The following is a 17,285-nucleotide window of genomic DNA, read 5'->3' on the forward strand; positions in this document are numbered from 1 at the left end:
GGATGCCGCAGGCTGCCGGACAGGGCGGAGGGCCCGGCCGCCCTCGCGTGAGCGGGAGCGGCCGGGCCCCGGGGAATCTTGTCGGTCAGGGCAGCCGGTAGTCCTCGTTCAGGATCGGGCCCCGCTCCGGGTGGTACAGGTCGTAGCCGCGTGCGTCGCACTGGAAGCCGCCCCTGATGCACCCGTCGACCAGTGCCTTGAGGGTGCGCTCCTCCCACGCGTTGAAGAAGTCGTAGTGGAAGGAGTAGCCGCGCCCGCTGGCCAGGCGGACCTGGCTCATGTCGCCGTTGACCGGGAAGGCCATCTTGAACTCGATCATCGGCACGGCGACCGGGTGGGAGGCCGGGCACATGTTGTCGTTGGTGCCGGGTTTGACGACCGGGTAGGCCATGTGGCTCTTGTGGTCGGGGGTGTCGAGGTACTTGCCGTCCCAGCAACTGGGGGCCTGCATACGGATGTTGAGCTGGACGTCGGGCCGGCTCGGGCAGCTCGCGGGGATGTCGGTGTTGAAGAAGCTGTCACCGCATTCCCAGCCTTCGACGAAGCCGCGGTGGCGGCGGAACTCGTCGGCGCTCTGCATCGGATCGCCCACGACGAACCGCAGCCCCTTGGGGAACGGCCGCACGCTGGTGTAGTCGGTGACACCGGCCTTGTAGTAGATGACCTGCGGGCCCACCGGGAGGATCTTCCTGTCCCCGTTGTACAGGGACGGCATCCAGTACGCGGACGCGTCGGCCGGCGCCAGGCAGGTCGTCCTGCCGCCGTAGAGGCTCGCGGTGGTGCTGCCGGCGTGCGTCGACGTGTTGCCCATGAAGGTGTGGTCGTGGGACCTGCCCGGCTGCCCCGGGTACACGATCGGGTCGTCCGCAGCGGTGTGCGTGACGGAGCAGTTGGCCTGGAACTCCTTGTGGTAGCGCGGCGGTGGGGTGTGTGTGGACGGTGTGACGCCGGTGACCTGGGGGACGGCCGGTATGTAGCCGTCCCCGTCGGGGTCGTCGGCGGACGCCCGGGCCGACACCGCCGTCGTGTGCCCGGTGTGGCCGCCGGCCGGGGCGGGACTTCCCGCACCGGCCGCGGTGGCGACCGTGCCGAGACCGAGGACCGATGCGACGAGAGCGCTGCCGAGAAGGAGCGCGGAGAGCTGTTTCGAACGCCATCTCATGGAGGGCCTCCAGCCCGTGGGTGGGGGGACGGTGACCCGGCAGGGGGCTGAGCGCCGCCCCCTGCCGGGGGCCTGGTGGGGTGCGTGCGTCAGCTGTGGACGCCGAACTCGTGCAGCGAGTAGCCCCAGCCGGTGCCACGCGCCGTCAGGTGCAGTCGTACGTGCCGTGCGGTCGCCGCGACGTCGATGGTGTCGACGTCGCCGTTGCCGGTCGTCGTGGTGTGCACCGTGCGCCAGGTGTTTCCGTCGTCGGACACCTGGACCTCGTAGGACTTCGCGTAGGCGGGGTCCCATACGAGCTGCAGCTTGCGGATGGCGGTGGCGGCGCCGAGGTCGACGCGGATCCACTGCGGGTCGCTCCAGTCACTCGCCCAGCGGGTGTCGGCCCTGCCGTCCGTCGCCTTGGTGGGCTCGCACGGGCAGTCGCCGTAGGAGGCCTGGAAGGAGGAGGCGGTGGTGGGCTTGTTCAGCGCCACGTTCGTGCCGCTGACCGGCGGGGCGACGACCTTGACCGACTTGGTCTCGATGCCGGCGTTGCCGCGGCCGTCCTGGGCCTGGACGTACACCTTCCACACGCCGAGCTTCTCGGGCGCCGTCACGGCGAAGGTCCCGTTGCCCGTGGACCGCCACTTGGCCTCGACCAGGCGCTTGTCGCCGTTGGCGTAGTTCCCGCTGAGGAAGACCTTGTACGTGATCGGGTCGCCGTCGGGGTCGCGGACGTCGGCGCGGACGGTGAACTCGCCGCCCGCCGGGGCGGACGAGGCGGGGCCGACGCTCATGTCGGAGATGACGGGCGGGGTGTTGTCGCTGCCGGTCGTCCCGGTGTAGGCCCGCTTGACGGCGTAGTAGGAGAGCCTCTTCAGCCCGTCGGGCACGAGGTTGAACCAGACGCCGCCGAAGTCGTGCTCGATGCCGTAGTGGAAGAGGGTGGCGCCGAGGGCGACGCCCCGGTGGCCGGTGACGCAGTTCCACGCCTGGGTGTAGCCCGCGGCCTTCTGCACGTCGGTGGGCTCGTCGGGGACGCCGTTGGCGTCGTCCGGCACCTCCCACTCACCGGCCGGGCCGCCCTCGGTGATGATGTACGGCTTGGTGTAGCCGCCCGCCTCCCAGTCCTTCTGCACGTTGCAGATGTCGCCGTAGGAGTTCATCGAGTACAGGTCGAGGTCGGGCGCGTTGCGCTTGTAGTACGGCCAGGCGCCGGTCCAGGCGTCGGTCGACGTGACCGGGTGGTCCGGGTCGATCGAGTGGATCTTCTTGGCGACGTCGTTGACGAAGGAGGTGTAGGCGTTGCGCTGGGTCTCCAGCTCGGCGCCGTTGTAGCAGTTCTGCAGACCGAGCACCGACTCGTTGCCGACGTTCCACATCAGCGTGGCGGGGTGCGACTTGTAGGTCTCCACCCACTTGGCGAACTCGGCCAGCATGTTGTTCTTGTACGTCGTGTCGGTCACGTAGTTCACGCAGCCGCCGCTGCCCGGACCGCCGCCCGGCTGGAGCCAGAAGCCGTTGATCACGCGGATGCCGTGGGCCGCCGCGGAGTCCAGCAGCGGCTTGGTGCCGCCGTCGGTGCCCCAGGTGCGGATCGTGTTGACGCCCATCGACTTCACGTCCGGCATGTACCGGGGGGCGTCGGCGATGGCCGGGCCCCAGGTCAGCCCCTTGACGGTGTACGGCTGCCCGCCGACGGTGAGCTGCCAGTTCCCCTGGGAGCCCGCCACCCGGACCGCGCCCGTGGGGGGCGGGGTGTCGTCCGTGTTCCCGTAGACCTGGAACTCCCACAGGGAGTAGCCGTAACCACCGGACCGTTCCGTCCCCAGCATCCGCACATAGCGGCCGGTGCCCGACAGCGCGAGGTCGTCGGTGCCACCGTCCCCGCCGGTCACGGTCCTCAGGGTCCGCCAGTCCGTGCCGTTGTCGGACGCCTGGATCTGGTAGCTCCTGCCGTACGCGGCTTCCCACGTCAGGACGGCGCGGCTGAGGGTCGCACTGCGGCCCAGATCGACCTGGAGCCACTGAGGATCGCTCCACTTGCTGGACCAGCGGGTGCCGGTGAGATTGCCGTCGACGGCCGCCGACGCGGCGTACGCGTCACCCTCCTGCGACGAGGCGGTGGCGGGTCTGCCCTGCGACAGCAGGGTGTCGGCCGCCTGCGCGGTCGGGGCGGTGAGGGTGAGCGACGACGCCATCAGCGCGCCGAGGGCCAGCAGGGAGAGGCCGGCGCGGCGACGGGTGGGGGCCGTGGGGGGTGAGAGGGGTCTGGACACGTCTGCTCCTGGCGGGTCGGGTGCCGGGCGGGGAGCGCTCACCAGGGGGGTCCCCGGTCCCCGTACGGCGCGTGGCCGCGGCGTGCCGTCCGGTGCGGAACGGCACGGTCGCAGGGGGGCTTGCGGGGGTGCGGGCCGGGGCGCCCGGTTCGGGCGCGCCGCGGGTCCCTCCGGACCGGGGCGCGGGATGTCACCCGGTCCGGAGGGGAGTGGCCGCCGGCCGCCGCGGATCATCGGGGCGGCCGGCGGGCGGGGTGTCAGGGGAACGACACCAGGGTGGACGGCACGGTCGTGGTTCCCGCGGGAACCGTGGACGCGCCCGTGTCGTTGATGACGTGGTTGTAGTGGCCCATGCCGCCGAGCGACACCACCAGCAGGCTGTGGAACTTGATGCCCGGCTTGACCGGGGTCTTGAAGCCGTGGTGCTGGCGGATGGACGGGTCGACGTTGTAGTTGCAGTAGCTGCCCAGGCCCCACGCCTCGTGCGTGTCGACGGAGTCGTCGACGCGGTAGGCGGCGTAGCCCTGGGTGGAGCCGTTCTGGATGGCGGCCTGGTTGGGCGCGTCGTACGCCTTCTCGTTCTGGTAGAAGATCGTGCGTCCGCGCTCGCCGTACCACTCGACGTCGTACTTGTTGAAGTGCTCGACGAACAGGCCGGTGGCCAGCACGTCGTCGCCGTTGACGCGGACCCCGTAGTCGGCGCGGTTGGTCTCCCAGCCGACGCCGTCGCCGTGGTCGGCCCGCCACACCCAGGTGTGGTCGATGATCGTGTCGTCGCTGTTGACGACCATGCTGGTGGTCGCCTTGCCCGCGTGCGCGCCGCCGATCCGGATGTAGACGTCCTGGACGGTGGTGGGGTTGGCAGCGTGGTCGGCGGAGGCTCCCTGCGGGCCGACCTCCAGCAGGGTCGGGGAGTTGACGGTGCCGGCGTCGATGAGGAAGCCGGCCAGCCGCACGCCGTCGACGTCGGCGACCCGCATCGCGGTCACCCCGTTGTCGGGGATGATCGTGGCCAGGCCGAGGCCCAGCACGATGGTGTTGGCCCGGTCGACGTTGATGGTCCGGTCGACGTGGTAGACGCCCGGGGTGAACAGCAGGTGCAGGCCCTGGGCGAGCGCCTGGTTGATGGTGGCGGCGGTGGCGCCGGGCTTGACGACGTAGAACTTGCTCAGCGGGATCGACTCGCCCTGCGGGGTGCCGCTCGCCCAGGTGGTGCCGCGGGCGTTGGTGCGCTTGGCCGGCGCGAACACCTTGTACTCGCTGCCGTCCAGGTAGAGGAACGGCTTCTCGCGGGAGATGGGGGTGGTGTTCAGGGTGGTGTAGCGGGGCTCGGGGAAGCTGTTCGCCGGGGCGCCCTCGACACCCGAGAAGACCTGGTTCCACACGGAGTTGGACCAGCCGCCGATGGCGCTGTCGCGGGTGTACCACTGCTGCTGCGAGTAGTTGCCGACCTGGCCGTCGATCTTCGAGTCGGCGATGTAGCCGCCGCTGGCCCAGCCGTAGCCGTTCGGCGCGAGGTTCAGCCCGCCCTTGACGTGCATACGACGGAACGACGCCGCCTGGGAGACCGCCCACCGGTTGGTGCCGTTCACCGGGTTCAGCGCCAGGTTCTCGGCCGCCCGCCAGAAGTTCTGGGTGGCGTTGCCGTTGAACCAGCCGGCGTCGACCGTCACGTCACCGTTGATGGTCGTGTCGCCGGGCTTCAGGCCGAGGCCCGCGATCTGGGTGTAGAAGCCGATCTGGGCGTTGAGGTTGTTGTACGTGCCCGGCTTGAACAGGAACGCGTGCCGGCCACTGCCGAACTGCGCCGACTCCTGCTGGCGGAACACCTCGTCCAGCTTGGCCTGGATGCCCGGCGTCGACGGGTCGAAGACGTGCACGTTCGGGCCGAGGTCGCCGCCGCCCGGCAGCTGCGGGCCTCCGGTGCCGCTCTCGCCGTACACCTTGAACTCCCAGAGCGAGTAGCCCCACTGGGTGGCGCGGGCGGTGCCGTACATCCGGACGTAACGGGCCTCGCCCGTCACGTTGACGGTGTCCGTGCCGCCGTCGCCCGTGGTGGTCTGGTAGGCCGTCGACCAGTCCGTGCCGTTGGTGGACAGCTCGATGCGGTAGCCCTTGCCGTACGCCGCCTCCCAGTCCAGGACGACCTGGCTCACCTGGGTGGTCGCGCCGAGATCGACGCGGATCCACTGCGGGTCGGAGTGGGCACTGGACCAGCGGGTGCCGGAGTTGCCGTCGACGGCGTCGACGGCCGGCGTGCCGCCGTGCTCCTGGCTGGAGGCGGTGACCGGCTTGCCCTGGGACAGCAGCACGGGCGCGGCCTCGGCCTCCTGGGCCGGGGCGAAGGTGAGAAGGGTGGCGGCGAGGGCCGTGACCACCGCGCCGACGACGCCTCGGCGTGCGGATCTGCGGGGTGGCGGGGGCGCCACTGACGGTATGCCAACCAGGGGCATGTGGGGACTCCTTGGAAACGAGAACGACATGGGGAGAGCGCTCCCGGGAACCTTGCCCGTAACGAGACGGAGCGGTCAAGGATCTGTCATCACTTATCTTTCATCTTTCATTAAGTAGCAGTTGAGCGCTGGTGCGCCCAGGGCCCGGTCCGGTCGCGGCGTCGGTGAGAACCCGGCCGTTCGCCGATCCGCCGCACTGCGCCGCGACCGGGAAGGTTTCGCGAAGGCTGCCGCCGACAGGCGCGGCACATGGCGAACCCTGCGTCCGCGCAAGGCGGGTTGACCCTCCGTCAGGTCCGCATCACATGTTTTCTCAAGGTGAACGAAAAATCTTGACACCTCTTCCCGGCGGCAGCAGGCTCCCCCTCCAGAGAGCGCTCCCTGTCGTTCTCGCCCCACTCGATTGCTTCGAGGAGCCGCCGTGAGTCCGATGCGTCGCCGCCTGGGCCTGCTCATAGCCCTGGCGGTCACCTTGCTGTCGTTCGCCGGTGTACCGGGTCCACCGCCCGCGCACGCCGCCGATCCCCTGCTCTCCCAGGGCAGACCGGTGACGGTCTCGTCCACGGAGAACCCGTTCGCCGGCGCCAACGCCGTGGACGGCGATCCGGGCACCCGCTGGTCCAGCGCCTTCGCCGACCCCCAGTGGATCCAGGTCGACCTGGGCGCTTCCGCCAGGATCAGCGAGGTCGCCCTCAACTGGGAAACCGCCCACGCCAAGGCGTTCCAGATCCAGGTGTCCGCCGACGCCCGCACCTGGTCCACGGTCCACGAGACCGCCTCGGGAACCGGCGGCCATCAGCGGCTGACCGTCTCGGGAACCGGCCGGTACGTCCGTATGTACGGCACCCAGCGCGCCACCCAGTACGGCTACTCCCTGTGGGAGTTCCAGGTGTTCGGCGCCAAGGACACCGGCACCGGCCCGGACCCCGGCGAGAAGCTCCTGTCCTACGGCAGGACCGGCGCGGCGTCCAGCTCGCAGCACGACGGCCACTGCTGGGAGTGCTCCCCGGCCCGGGCCTTCGACCGCGACCCCGCCACCCGCTGGGCGACCAGCCCCACCAACGGCTGGACCGATCCCGGCTGGATCTCCGTCGACCTGGGCGCGACGGCGCAGATCAGCAAGGTGGTGCTGCAGTGGGACCCGGCCTACGCCAGGTCGTTCCAGATCCAGGTCTCACCCGACAACGCGAACTGGACCCCGATCTACTCGACCACGACCGGCACCGGCTTCAAGCAGACCCTGACCGTCTCCGGCACCGGCCGGTACGTCCGCCTCTACGGCACCCAGCGCGCCACCCAGTACGGCTACTCCCTGTGGGAGTTCCAGGTGTACGGCACCGGCGGAGCGCCGATCACCCCGCCCCCGTCGCCGCCCGACCCCGCCGACCCGCCCCGGATCGTCTGGCAGGACGAGTTCAACTCCCCGGCAGGCACCAAGCCCGACCCGGCCAAGTGGAGCGCGGACCCCGGCACCGGCCCCAACAACGAGCTGGAGTACTACACCGACAACGACAACGTGAGCATGGACGGGGCGGGCCACCTCGTCCTCGAGGCACGCAAGCAGGCGACCCCCGGCTCCTCGTGCCCGACCGACCCGCTCACCGGAAGCGGCACCTGCCAGTACACGTCCGCCCGGATCAACACCGGTAACAAGTTCGAGTTCACGTACGGCCGGGTCGAGGCCCGGATCAAGGTGCCCAAGGGCAACGGTCTGTGGCCCGCCTTCTGGATGATGGGCGCCGACTTCCTCGACGGCCGTCCTTGGCCGTACAACGGCGAGATCGACATCCTGGAGGTCCTCGGCAAGGACGTGAAGACCTCGTACTCGACCGTCCACGCGCCGGCGTACAACGGCGCCGGCGGGATCGGGGCCCCCTACAAGCTTCCGGGGGACGCCGATTACTCGGACGACTTCCATGTGTGGGCCGCCCAGTGGGACAGCAAGGGCATCGTCTACAGTCTCGACGGCCGGACCGTCCTCACACTCGACAAGGCCCAGATCGAGCAGACCCGCGGTCCGTGGGTCTTCGACCATCCCTTCTACCTGATCCTCAACCTCGCCGTCGGCGGCGACTGGCCGGGACCGCCCGACGCGTCCACGCCGTTCCCGGCGCGGATGCTCGTCGACTACGTGCGGGTCTACCAGTGACGCTCCGGCAGTGGTGAACGGCGTGGCCGGGTTCCGCGGACCCCGGCCACGCGCCTCTGCCGAGAGGCGCGGCGCCCGGGCGGACGTCCGTGTGAGCGGACCGGAGTGCGCACCGTGTTCGCCGCTGATGCGAGCGGCTGCGCCGTCCTCCTCGCCGTCGACACCGGGCCGTACGCGCGCAGCTCGGCCGGACTGGTCACAGACGGCCCGCCTCCACGATCCGGCGCAGAAAGCGCCGGGTGCGTTCCTGCCGTGGGGCGCCGAACACCTGCTGCGCCGTGCCGCGTTCCAGGATCACCCCGTCCGCCAGGAAGCACACCTGGTCGGCGACGTCCCGGGCGAAGCCCATCTCGTGCGTGGCCAGCACCATGGTCATGCCCTGGTCCTTGAGGTCGCGGACCACCGCGAGGACCTCGCCGACCAGCTCCGGATCGAGCGCGGCGGTGATCTCGTCGAGGAGGAGCAACCGGGGACGGACCGCCAACGCCCGCACGATCGCCGCGCGTTGCTGCTGACCGCCGCTGAGGCGATCGGGGAACTCGCCGGCCTTGGCGCCGAGTCCGAGCCGGTCGAGCAGCTCGCGGGCGTGCGCCTCGGCCTCGGCGCGGTCCACCTTGTGCACCCGCCGCGGGGCCAGGGTGACGTTGTCGAGGACCGTCATGTGCGGGAAGAGGTTGTACGCCTGGAAGACCACCCCGATCCGGCGGCGCACGGCGTCCCGGTCCACGCGTGGATCGGTGATCTCCCGGCCGTCCAGCCAGATCGCGCCGTCGTCGATCTCCTCCAGCAGGTTCGCGCACCGCAGCAGCGTCGACTTGCCGGACCCGGACGCCCCGACGAGGGCGGTCACGGTGTGCGGGGCGACCTCCAGGCCGACGTCGCGCAGGACGACCGTGTCGCCGAAGGACTTGCGGACGGACTCCATGCGCAGGACGGGCGCGGTGGGGGAGTCCGGCCGAGAGGGGGTGCCGCTCACAGTGCGCCTCCCTGGGCCCGGCGGCGGTCCATCCGCGCGGTGACCCAGTCCGTGCAGCGGGTCATCGGGATCGTCAGCGCCACGAAGACGAGCCCGGCGACGACGTAGGGGGTGTAGTTGAGGCTGCGGCCCGCGATGACGTCGGCGGCGCGCACGGCGTCCACCGCCCCGCCGATCGACACCAGCCCCGTGTCCTTCTGGAGCGAGACCAGATCGTTCAGCAGCGGCGGCACCTGCCGGCGTACCGCCTGAGGGAGCACCACATGGCGCAGCGCCTGCCGGTTGGTCAGCCCCAGCGAGCGGGCCGCCGCGCGCTGGGAAGGATGGACGGACTCGATGCCGGCGCGGAACACCTCGGCCACGTAGGCCGAGTACGTCAGTGTCAGCGCCGTACCCCCGAGCAGGACCGGGTCCACGGTCACGCCCTGCAGGCGGAGCGCCGGCACACCCAGGACCACGATCATCAGGTTGATGATCAGCGGCAGACCGCGGAAGAAGTCGGTGTACGCGGCGGCCAGCACCCGCAGCGGAAAGAACACCGGGCCCTTCAGCGTGCGGGCGACGGCGATCAGCATGCCGAGGACGACGACGGCTGCGCCGCACACGAGCAGCAGCCGGACGTTCAGCCACAGCCCTTCGAGCACCTTCGGCAACGCCTCGCGCGCGTACTGACCGGAGAAGAAGGTCTGCCGGGTGCGCGGCCAGCCGGGCGCGTTGACGACGACCAGATAGAGCACGACCCCGGTGACGAGGGTGGACAGCGCCGCGATCGCCGTCGCGCGACGGGCGCGGGCGCGTCGGTACGCCTCGCGCTCGACGCGCCGCCGCGAGGGAACATACGCGTCGGCCCCGCCCGGCGCGGTTTCGTCGTCGTCCGCGCCCTCGTGGCCGGAGTTCTCCTTGACGACCGTCACTTGAGCACCGGAACGTCCACCGCGTCGGACAGCCACCGCTGCTCGATCGCCGCGAGCGTGCCGTCCTCACGCAGCCGGTCGACGGCCCGTGTCACACAGGGGGTCAGCGCACTGCCCTTGTCGAGGACCAGGCCGAACTGCTCGCGTCCCGCGCCCCCGTCCGCGAACTGGCCGACGATCTCGGCGTCGGTCACCTCGGCGGAGGTGATGTAGAAGGCGGTCGGCAGGTCGACCACGACGGCGTCGACCTGACCGTTCCTCAGCGCGGACTTGGCCTGGTCGTTCTTGCCGTACACGGCCGGATCCCGCTTCGGCCGCACGATGTCCTGGATGTGGTCGAGACTGGTGGTGCCGACCTGGGCGCCCAGCTTCACCTCCCGTAGATCGGCGATGCTCGTCGCCTTCGCCGCCTCGGAGCCCTTGAGCGCGACGACGGCCTGTCGGACGTCGTAGTAGCCGGAGGAGAAGTCCACCGCCTTCTTGCGCTCGTCGCTGATCGACACCTGGTTGACGTCGAAATCGAAGGTCTTCTCGCCCGGGGCGAACGCCTTGTTGAAGGGCACCGACTGCCAGACGACCTCTTTCCGGTCGTAGCCGAGCTGCCGCGCCACCGCATAGGCGACCGCCGATTCAAAGCCCTCGCCGTTGGCGGGATCGTCGTCCTTGAACCACGGCTCGTAGGCGGGCGAGTCGGTGGCGATCGTCAGCCGGCCGGCGGTCTTGGTGGCCAACTCGCCCTCGGTACACGGTGTCCCGGACGGCCCGGAGCCGGAGGGAGCGCCGGCCGGCTGCTCCTCGGGCTGCGGAGCGCAACCCGCGGCGAGAGCGAGAACGGCGGCGGAGGCGACGGTTGCGGCGCGGAACGACGCGCACGAGGCTAAGCGCATGGCGGGAGAGTGGCAGTGCACGCCCGCGTCTGTCGAGTCGTCACGGGAACTGTTCGCATCATGAGAACGCGTGTTGCGATCCTGTGAACAGCCACCTCCACCCGCCCCACACCGGTCGTCATCCCCAAGGCCCGCGCGAGGAGCGACCATGGCTTCAATGATCGTTGCCCCTCCGGCGGGCGCACGGCTAGCATGCCCGGACCCGACCACCGCACCTGGCCGCACCACCCCCGGCCGAGCGCCTTCGCCGATACCGCTCGGCCGCAACTCGGCGGGCTCTCCTGGAACTTGGCGACGACGAAGAGGATTCAGTGAGTAGGGGAACCAAAGCAATGCGCAGGCTGAGCGCGCACCTCGCCGGTCGGGTGCGGTCGCTCGCGGAGGACGAGGACGTCACCGCGGCACTCGAACGGGCGCTCAGCGAGGTACGCGGCAGACCGGTGCGATTACGCGCGGCCCCCTTTCCGCCGATGACCGCCAGCGGATTCTGGCTGGACCGGGCCGGTCACGATCTCATCGTCTTCGAGGAGAACACCGACCCCGGGCACCAACTCGTCATCATCGGCCATGAGGCCTGGCACATGTTCAACGACCACTGCGGCCACGTCACCGCCTACGGCTCCGCGGCATCACGGGCCGACGACGCCGACGCGCTCGGTGCTCTCACGGACGTCGTGGCCGAACTCTCGGAAGCCCTCGACGTGCCTGTCGACGAGCCCTTCGACGGGCGGACGGACGCGACCCTGCACTTCGCCGCACGAACCGACTCCCGCAGCCTCGACGCGGAAGTCGAGGCGGAACTCTTCGGTTTCCGGTTCGCCACCGACGTACAAGCGGTCCTCGACGACGCCGCCCACCGCGTCACCGCACGCGGCGTGGCCGGCCGCATCCAGGTCACCATGACGCACCGGCTGCGCGAGACCTGACACCCACCGGTGCGGCCCCGCAGTCGCCGCCCGCGCCGAGAAGAGAACGAGGACCGTGGACACCCCATCCGGCAGCGCCGTCTTCTACCTGAGCGGGCTCATCCTGTTACTGGTGTGCGCCCTGAAGATCCCGGCACTGGTGCGCAGACCGCACGACCCCATGCTGCGCGCGGCCTGCCTGCTGCTCTTCGCCGGCGGCTGCGTCATGATCCTCGCCGCACCCCGGTCCATCGTCGAACTCAACCGGCTCAGCGGCGTCACCAACTTCGCCGCCCCCGTGGTCTACGCGGCGACCACCGCGTACTCGGCGGCCAGCCTTCTGCTGATCATCAACTGGCGGCCGGCGCCCCCCGAGCAGACCCGCAGGGTGTCCCGCATCTGCGTCGGCGCGTACGGCGTGGCCATCCTGGCGATCTTCCTCCTGTTCGGGGCCGGCAGCACGCCGGTGGAGCAACTCACCCTCTTCGACGCCTACTACGCCGAGACGCCGTACATCCGGGAGATGATCGTCACGTATCTGATCGCGCACGGCGTGGCCACGACGGCGACGACCACGCTGTGCTGGCGATGGTCCAAGAAGGTCCACGGGTCACTCCGCGCGGGCCTGCGCTTCCTGGTCCCCGCCTATGCGCTGCACGTGCTCTACGACGTCATCAAACTCGTCGCGGTGGGCGCCCGCTGGACGGGGCACGACCTCGACTTCCTCGTGTATCCGGTGGCCCCGCAACTCGCCGCTCCCTCCGCCGTCCTCGGCGCCATCGGCTTCACGCTTCCGCTGATCGGCCCGCGCCTGGCGGCCCTCACCGGCATCGTCCGGCAGCTGTGGCGCCTCACCCCGCTCTGGCGGGCCCTGCGGGACGTACCCACGCCCGGAGCCGTCCGCACGGTGATGCCGTGGTGGCGCACCCCACCGGCCGTACTCCTGACCTGGCGACGCACCGCCCTCTACGACGCCCTCCTCGCCCTGGGCCCGTACTGCGACCCCGCGTTCCGGGACGCGGCCCACCGCGCCGCACGCCGGCACGGAGCGGAGGAACCCCGGGCCGCGGCCATCGCGGACGCGGCGATGATCCTCGCCGCGCGCGAGAAGCAGCGCGCCCGGCCCGATCAGGTCCACGACCCGGCACAGCCCTTCGTGTGGCGTGCGCAGGACCTGGCCCCGCTGTCCCTGGCGCTCTCCTCGCCCGTTGTCCACGACGTACTCGAGCACTTCGTGCCCCTGCCGAAAGCAGCCCACCGTGAGTAGAGTTCCACGCCGGCATCCCGCCCGCGTCGTCGTCATCGGCGGCAGCGTCGCCGGCATGCTCGCCGCGGCCGCCGTCAAGGACCACGCGGCGTCCGTCGAGATCGTCGAGGCGCACGAACTGCCCGACGGCCCCGAGCGGCGCACCGGCGTTCCGCAGGCCGTGCACATCCATCTCCTGCCGAGCGGCGGCGCCCGCGCTCTGGACGAACTCCTGCCGGGCAGCGTCGACGCGTTGCTGGAGGCGGGCGCCCATCGCATCCCGATGACCACCAACATGGTCATCCACTCGCCCGAGGGCTGGTACCGCCGCTGGCAGCGGGCCACGCACTTCCTGATCGCCGCGAGCCGGGACCTGACCGACTCCGTCGTGCGCCGGCACGTACTCGCCGACGCGCGGATCGGGCTGCGGACGCACACGAAGGCCGTCGGGTTCCTCGGAGACCGGCACGCCCTCACCGGTGTGCGTGTGCGCGACGCCCGCGGAACGGAGTCGGAGCTCCAGGCCGACCTCGTCATCGACGCCTCCGGCCGCTCCTCCCGCACGCCTCAATGGCTCGGCGACCTGGGCGTCCCGGGGCCGCGGGTGGAGCGCGTGGACTCGGGGCTGGTCTACGCCAGCCGCATCTACCGTGCCCCGGTCCCCACCCGTGACTGGCCCATGGTCTCGGTCAACGCCGACCCGCGCCTGCCGCAGCCCCCCACCGCGGGCGCGATCCTGCCGATCGAGGGCGATCGCTGGCACGTGAGCGTGATGGGCGGCCCCGGCAGCCACCCCACCCGCAGCGCCGACGCGTTCGAACCCTTCGCCCGCACACTGCGGCACCCCATCGTGGCCGACCTGCTGCGGCACGCCGAACCCCTCACCGACGTGAGCGTCACCCACAGCACCGCCAACACGCGGTACCACTACGAACGGCTCGGCGGGCGGCCGGACGGCCTCGTCGTCCTCGGCGACGCCGTCGCGGCCTTCAACCCCGTGTACGGCCACGGCATGTCCGTGGCCGCGCAGGGCGCGGTGGCCCTGCGCCGCATTCTGGCGAGCGGGCCCGCTGCCGGACCGGCGCACCGGGCGCAACGCGCCATCGGCCGCTCCGTGAACGCCGCATGGGCCCTCGCCACCGGACAGGACATCCACTTCGCCACCACTCGGGGCAGGAAACCCGACCTCGTCGACCGCCTCCTGCACCGCTACGTCGGCCGGCTGTCCCGCACCGCCACCGGTTCCTTCCACGCCGCCACGGCCCTGACCGACGTACTGACCCTCCAGGCGCCGCCCGCGTCACTGTTCAGGCCCCGAGTCCTGCTCACGGCCCTCGTCGGCCCCGTGCGCCCGCCCGTGTCCGAGCCGCAGTTCACCCCGGCCGAACGCCTCCTGCTCGACTCCCTGGACAGGACGTCCGCGACCCGTGAGTGACACGAGGGACCACATGACCACGACGTCGTACCTCGACCTGCACCGCCGCATGGCCGCCGGCATCGCGGCGGAGCGACGGGCCGCACTCGACACGCTCGGCGCCTCGGCGCCGTCGGTCCGCGCGGCGGTCGCCCGGTTCCTGGAGCGCCGCACCTTCCGCTACCCCCTGTCGGTCCTGCCGCTGATCGTCCACGCCGTGGAGACGGGAGATCCCCGACCGGCGCTGCCCCTGACCGTCGTCCACGACCTCTGGTGGGCTTCGGCCTGCTGGCTGGACGACCTGGCCGACGCGCACGGCGACCACGGCCGCGGCCGCCCGGGCGACGACGGCGACGCACTGCTCGCCACGGTCGTCGCCGCGGCCCCCCTGCCCCTTCTCGTCCTCCGTTCCGACCGTATCCCGGAACCCGTGCGGGGCGCGCTCTCCACCGAGGTCGTCACCTGTTGGATCAAGGCGACGGAGGGCCAGCTCAGGGACCTCCACGCGGAGCCGACCACCGCCACGCGGGACTCGGTCACCGCGGCCTACCTGGGCAAGTCCGGCGCACCGTTCAGCATGATCACGGCCATGGCCGCGCGGCTGGCCGGCGCCGCGGAGCCACGGGTGGGACGGTGGCGCCGGTTCGGCGAGGTGTTCGGCATTCTGTGGCAGCTCCTGAACGACCAGGAGGACATCGACTCCGGCCGCCACGAGGACCTCCTCAACGGCACCCCCACCTACCTGCTCGCCTGCGCCCTGGAGACGGGCACCCCCGCCGCCGTCCGGCGGATCACGGCCCTGCACGCCGCTGCCAGGACCTCGGCGGCCGCCCGCGCCGACCTCACCGACCTGCTGCTCGGCCCCGAGATCCTCGCGGTCTACGAGAAGGACGTCGGCGCCTTCCGCGACCAGGCCCGGCACCTGCTGGACGAGCTGCCCGGCGACACGGCCCACCTCGCGGTCATGCGGGACCTGGTCGACCGGTCCTCCCGCATGCTCCTGCGCCCCCGTACCACGACCCCTTCGACCCTGTGACGAAAAACCGCCGCCCGCCCCCGCCGGCATCCGCCCGGCCGCCCTCACCGGCCGACCACCGGCATCCTCCGCGGGCCGCCCCCGGACCCGCCCCGGTTGCCCCGGACCGCCGGAGGCCGCTTCCTGGACCCGGCGGAGAAAACAGTCCGGACGCGATGTCGCGAACCCGCGTCCGGCTCCGTCCCTGGGGTGAACGCGGCCACAAGGGGCCGCGCCGGGACAAGAGGAGAGACACCATGGCCAAGTACCTGTTGCTCAAGCACTACCGCGGCGCCCCGCCGGCGGTGAACGACGTACCGATGGACCAGTGGACGCCCCAGGAGATCATGGCGCACCTGCAGTACATGCAGGACTTCGCGGCCCGGCTCGAGAAGACCGGCGAGTTCGTCGACGGCCAGGCGCTCGCGCCCGAGGGCATGTGGGTCCGCTACGACGGCGAGGGGCGCCCGCCGGTCACCGACGGCCCGTTCGCCGGGACCAAGGACCTCATCGCCGGCTGGATGGTGATCGACGTCGACAGCGAGGAGCGGGCCGTGGAGCTGGCCGGGGAACTGTCGGCCGCGCCCGGAGCGGGCGGGAGGCCGATCCACGAGTGGCTGGAAGTGCGCCCGTTCCTGGCCGCGCCGCCCAACGCGCTCACCTGACGCGCGGCCCAACGCGCTCACCCGACGCGCCAGGCCGCCCGCCTCAGCGCCCGCCCGCACCGCAGCCGACGCCGTCGCACGGCGCCGTGGGGAGACAGGACGGTGCCGCGCCTCAGCGGGCCATGCCGGTGTGGTCCCGAACGATCCGCTCGGCGAGGGCACGCTTGGCGGGTTCCAGCTCACGGTCCACCAGTTCGGCCGCCGCACTGTCCAGCGTCACCCTCGCCGGACACCGCGCCGCCTCGCTCAGCACGCCGATCCGCACGCGCGCGACATCGCGGGAGAAGTCCGTCCGGCAGGCGTCCGCCGCGTACGCGGCGAGCTTCGGCCACAGCTCCTCGGCCGCGCTCCTCCGGCCGAACGTCCGGGCCTCGACCGCCAGTCGGCGCAGCTCGGCGGTCACGGCTCCCGACAGCCCGAGGCACTCCAGCGCGTGCACGGCCGCCTCCGTGGAGGCCACGCGGGCGGCGAGAGCGTCCGCGCGGTATTCGACGTCATCGGCCGTGGACGCGGCAAGGCGCTGGACCCACCGCGCCAACCGTTCCTGCGGCCAGGTGACGAACCACACGGCCCAGCGCGCCAGGGTGCTGTCCCTGCGGAAGCGGGCATCCGCCTGGGCCATTTCGTCCGCGTGCCGGCTCACCGGAGAAGCGGCCATGGCCTGTTCCCGCTGGGTGCGCGCGTCCCGGGAAGACTCGGTGACACGGTGGAGCCGCCGCAGCACGGTGCGCACCAGCAGATGGTGCCGTACGTCCCCGGCAGTGAAGTGTCCGAGCTGATGAGCCAGGCAGGCGACGCGCTGCTGCGGCGTGAGCGTCTCCCACAGGGCGAGGCCGACATCGATGCGCCTGCCCCGCGGACCGAACGGCACAGCGTCGATCGCGAACTCCGGGGTGAGGCGTACGGCATCCACGCCCCGGGTGCCGACGGACTCCGCGATCTCGTCCAGGAGCGCGAAGAACCGGGGCGCGTCCGCCCGTCGCAGGAACCGCTCGTCGTCCAGCCGGGCGCGGCGCGGTCGCAGGTGGGCGGCCAGGCAGATCAGCAGGAAACCGAGGGCGGGCTGGACCACCGTTCCCCATCCGAGGACGATCAGCAGCGCGCCGCCCACCGCGAGGCCGGCGGTCATCAGGTGAACCAGCGCGGAAACGGTCACGGCCGCCGCCGTCTTCATCCGGTGACCGCGGCCGGTCGTCCCACCCCTGTCGCCCCAGTGCATCCGCTCTGCCCCCGATTCC

The 17,285-nt window shown here is 71.4% G+C and carries 13 protein-coding genes; 6 read left to right on the forward strand and 7 right to left on the reverse strand.

What is annotated here, in order from left to right:
* Nucleotides 1-85: 85 nt before the first annotated feature.
* The 3 genes from ACZ6KF_RS16585 to ACZ6KF_RS16595 form a co-directional block, all read right to left on the reverse strand.
* The gene (locus ACZ6KF_RS16585) at nt 86-1,162 is read right to left on the reverse strand and encodes a DUF1996 domain-containing protein (RefSeq protein ID WP_356628658.1); all 1,077 of its coding nucleotides are present in this window, start codon (nt 1,160-1,162) and stop codon (nt 86-88) included.
* Nucleotides 1,163-1,251: 89 nt separating this feature from the next.
* Nucleotides 1,252-3,345 carry a discoidin domain-containing protein gene (locus ACZ6KF_RS16590; protein WP_356628830.1) on the reverse strand — a complete coding sequence of 698 codons (2,094 nt, stop codon included), beginning with the start codon at nt 3,343-3,345 and terminating at the stop codon, nt 1,252-1,254.
* Nucleotides 3,346-3,680: 335 nt separating this feature from the next.
* Nucleotides 3,681-5,876 (reverse strand): discoidin domain-containing protein, encoded by a 2,196-nt coding sequence (locus tag ACZ6KF_RS16595; RefSeq protein WP_469159233.1) that lies wholly within the window; start codon nt 5,874-5,876, stop codon nt 3,681-3,683.
* Between the two features lie 430 nt (nt 5,877-6,306).
* Between ACZ6KF_RS16595 and ACZ6KF_RS16600 the strand changes: the two genes are divergently transcribed.
* Nucleotides 6,307-8,025, forward strand: a complete 1,719-nt coding sequence (locus tag ACZ6KF_RS16600; protein ID WP_356628832.1) for a discoidin domain-containing protein — start codon at nt 6,307-6,309, stop codon at nt 8,023-8,025.
* Between the two features lie 196 nt (nt 8,026-8,221).
* Here ACZ6KF_RS16600 and ACZ6KF_RS16605 read toward each other — a convergent pair whose 3' ends face one another.
* Genes ACZ6KF_RS16605 through ACZ6KF_RS16615 form a run of 3 tightly spaced genes read right to left on the reverse strand, consistent with a single transcriptional unit; the run spans nt 8,222 to nt 10,802 of the window.
* Nucleotides 8,222-8,950 carry an amino acid ABC transporter ATP-binding protein gene (locus tag ACZ6KF_RS16605; RefSeq protein ID WP_356628834.1) on the reverse strand — a complete coding sequence of 243 codons (729 nt, stop codon included), beginning with the start codon at nt 8,948-8,950 and terminating at the stop codon, nt 8,222-8,224.
* 47 nt (nt 8,951-8,997) lie between these two features.
* A complete protein-coding gene (locus ACZ6KF_RS16610) occupies nt 8,998-9,915 on the reverse strand; it encodes an amino acid ABC transporter permease (RefSeq protein ID WP_469238988.1) in 918 nt (305 codons plus the stop codon).
* Nucleotides 9,912-10,802 carry an ABC transporter substrate-binding protein gene (locus tag ACZ6KF_RS16615; RefSeq protein ID WP_469176966.1) on the reverse strand — a complete coding sequence of 297 codons (891 nt, stop codon included), beginning with the start codon at nt 10,800-10,802 and terminating at the stop codon, nt 9,912-9,914. Before ACZ6KF_RS16615 ends, ACZ6KF_RS16610 begins: the two co-directional genes overlap by 4 nt.
* A gap of 332 nt (nt 10,803-11,134) precedes the next feature.
* Here ACZ6KF_RS16615 and ACZ6KF_RS16620 point away from each other — a divergent pair, with 332 nt between their 5' ends.
* From ACZ6KF_RS16620 to ACZ6KF_RS16640, 5 genes are all read left to right on the forward strand, one after another.
* On the forward strand, nt 11,135-11,728 hold the full coding sequence (locus ACZ6KF_RS16620) for a toxin-antitoxin system, toxin component (protein ID WP_356628664.1): 594 nt from the start codon (nt 11,135-11,137) through the stop codon (nt 11,726-11,728).
* A 55-nt stretch (nt 11,729-11,783) separates the two neighbouring features.
* Nucleotides 11,784-12,974, forward strand: a complete 1,191-nt coding sequence (locus ACZ6KF_RS16625; RefSeq protein ID WP_469159230.1) for an MAB_1171c family putative transporter — start codon at nt 11,784-11,786, stop codon at nt 12,972-12,974.
* A complete protein-coding gene (locus tag ACZ6KF_RS16630; RefSeq protein ID WP_469238991.1) occupies nt 12,967-14,388 on the forward strand; it encodes an NAD(P)/FAD-dependent oxidoreductase in 1,422 nt (473 codons plus the stop codon). The genes ACZ6KF_RS16625 and ACZ6KF_RS16630 overlap by 8 nt, the downstream gene beginning before the upstream one ends.
* On the forward strand, nt 14,381-15,403 hold the full coding sequence (locus tag ACZ6KF_RS16635) for a polyprenyl synthetase family protein (RefSeq protein ID WP_469238993.1): 1,023 nt from the start codon (nt 14,381-14,383) through the stop codon (nt 15,401-15,403). The genes ACZ6KF_RS16630 and ACZ6KF_RS16635 overlap by 8 nt, the downstream gene beginning before the upstream one ends.
* A gap of 236 nt (nt 15,404-15,639) precedes the next feature.
* Nucleotides 15,640-16,047 carry a YciI family protein gene (locus tag ACZ6KF_RS16640; RefSeq protein ID WP_469238995.1) on the forward strand — a complete coding sequence of 136 codons (408 nt, stop codon included), beginning with the start codon at nt 15,640-15,642 and terminating at the stop codon, nt 16,045-16,047.
* 112 nt (nt 16,048-16,159) lie between these two features.
* Here the strand turns inward: ACZ6KF_RS16640 and ACZ6KF_RS16645 are convergent, their stop codons facing one another.
* Entirely contained in the window at nt 16,160-17,203 is a 1,044-nt protein-coding gene (locus tag ACZ6KF_RS16645) for a M48 family metallopeptidase (protein ID WP_469159227.1), read from the reverse strand.
* Nucleotides 17,204-17,285: the final 82 nt, after the last annotated feature.

It is taken from the genome of Streptomyces sp. NPDC046379, from assembly GCF_055587785.1.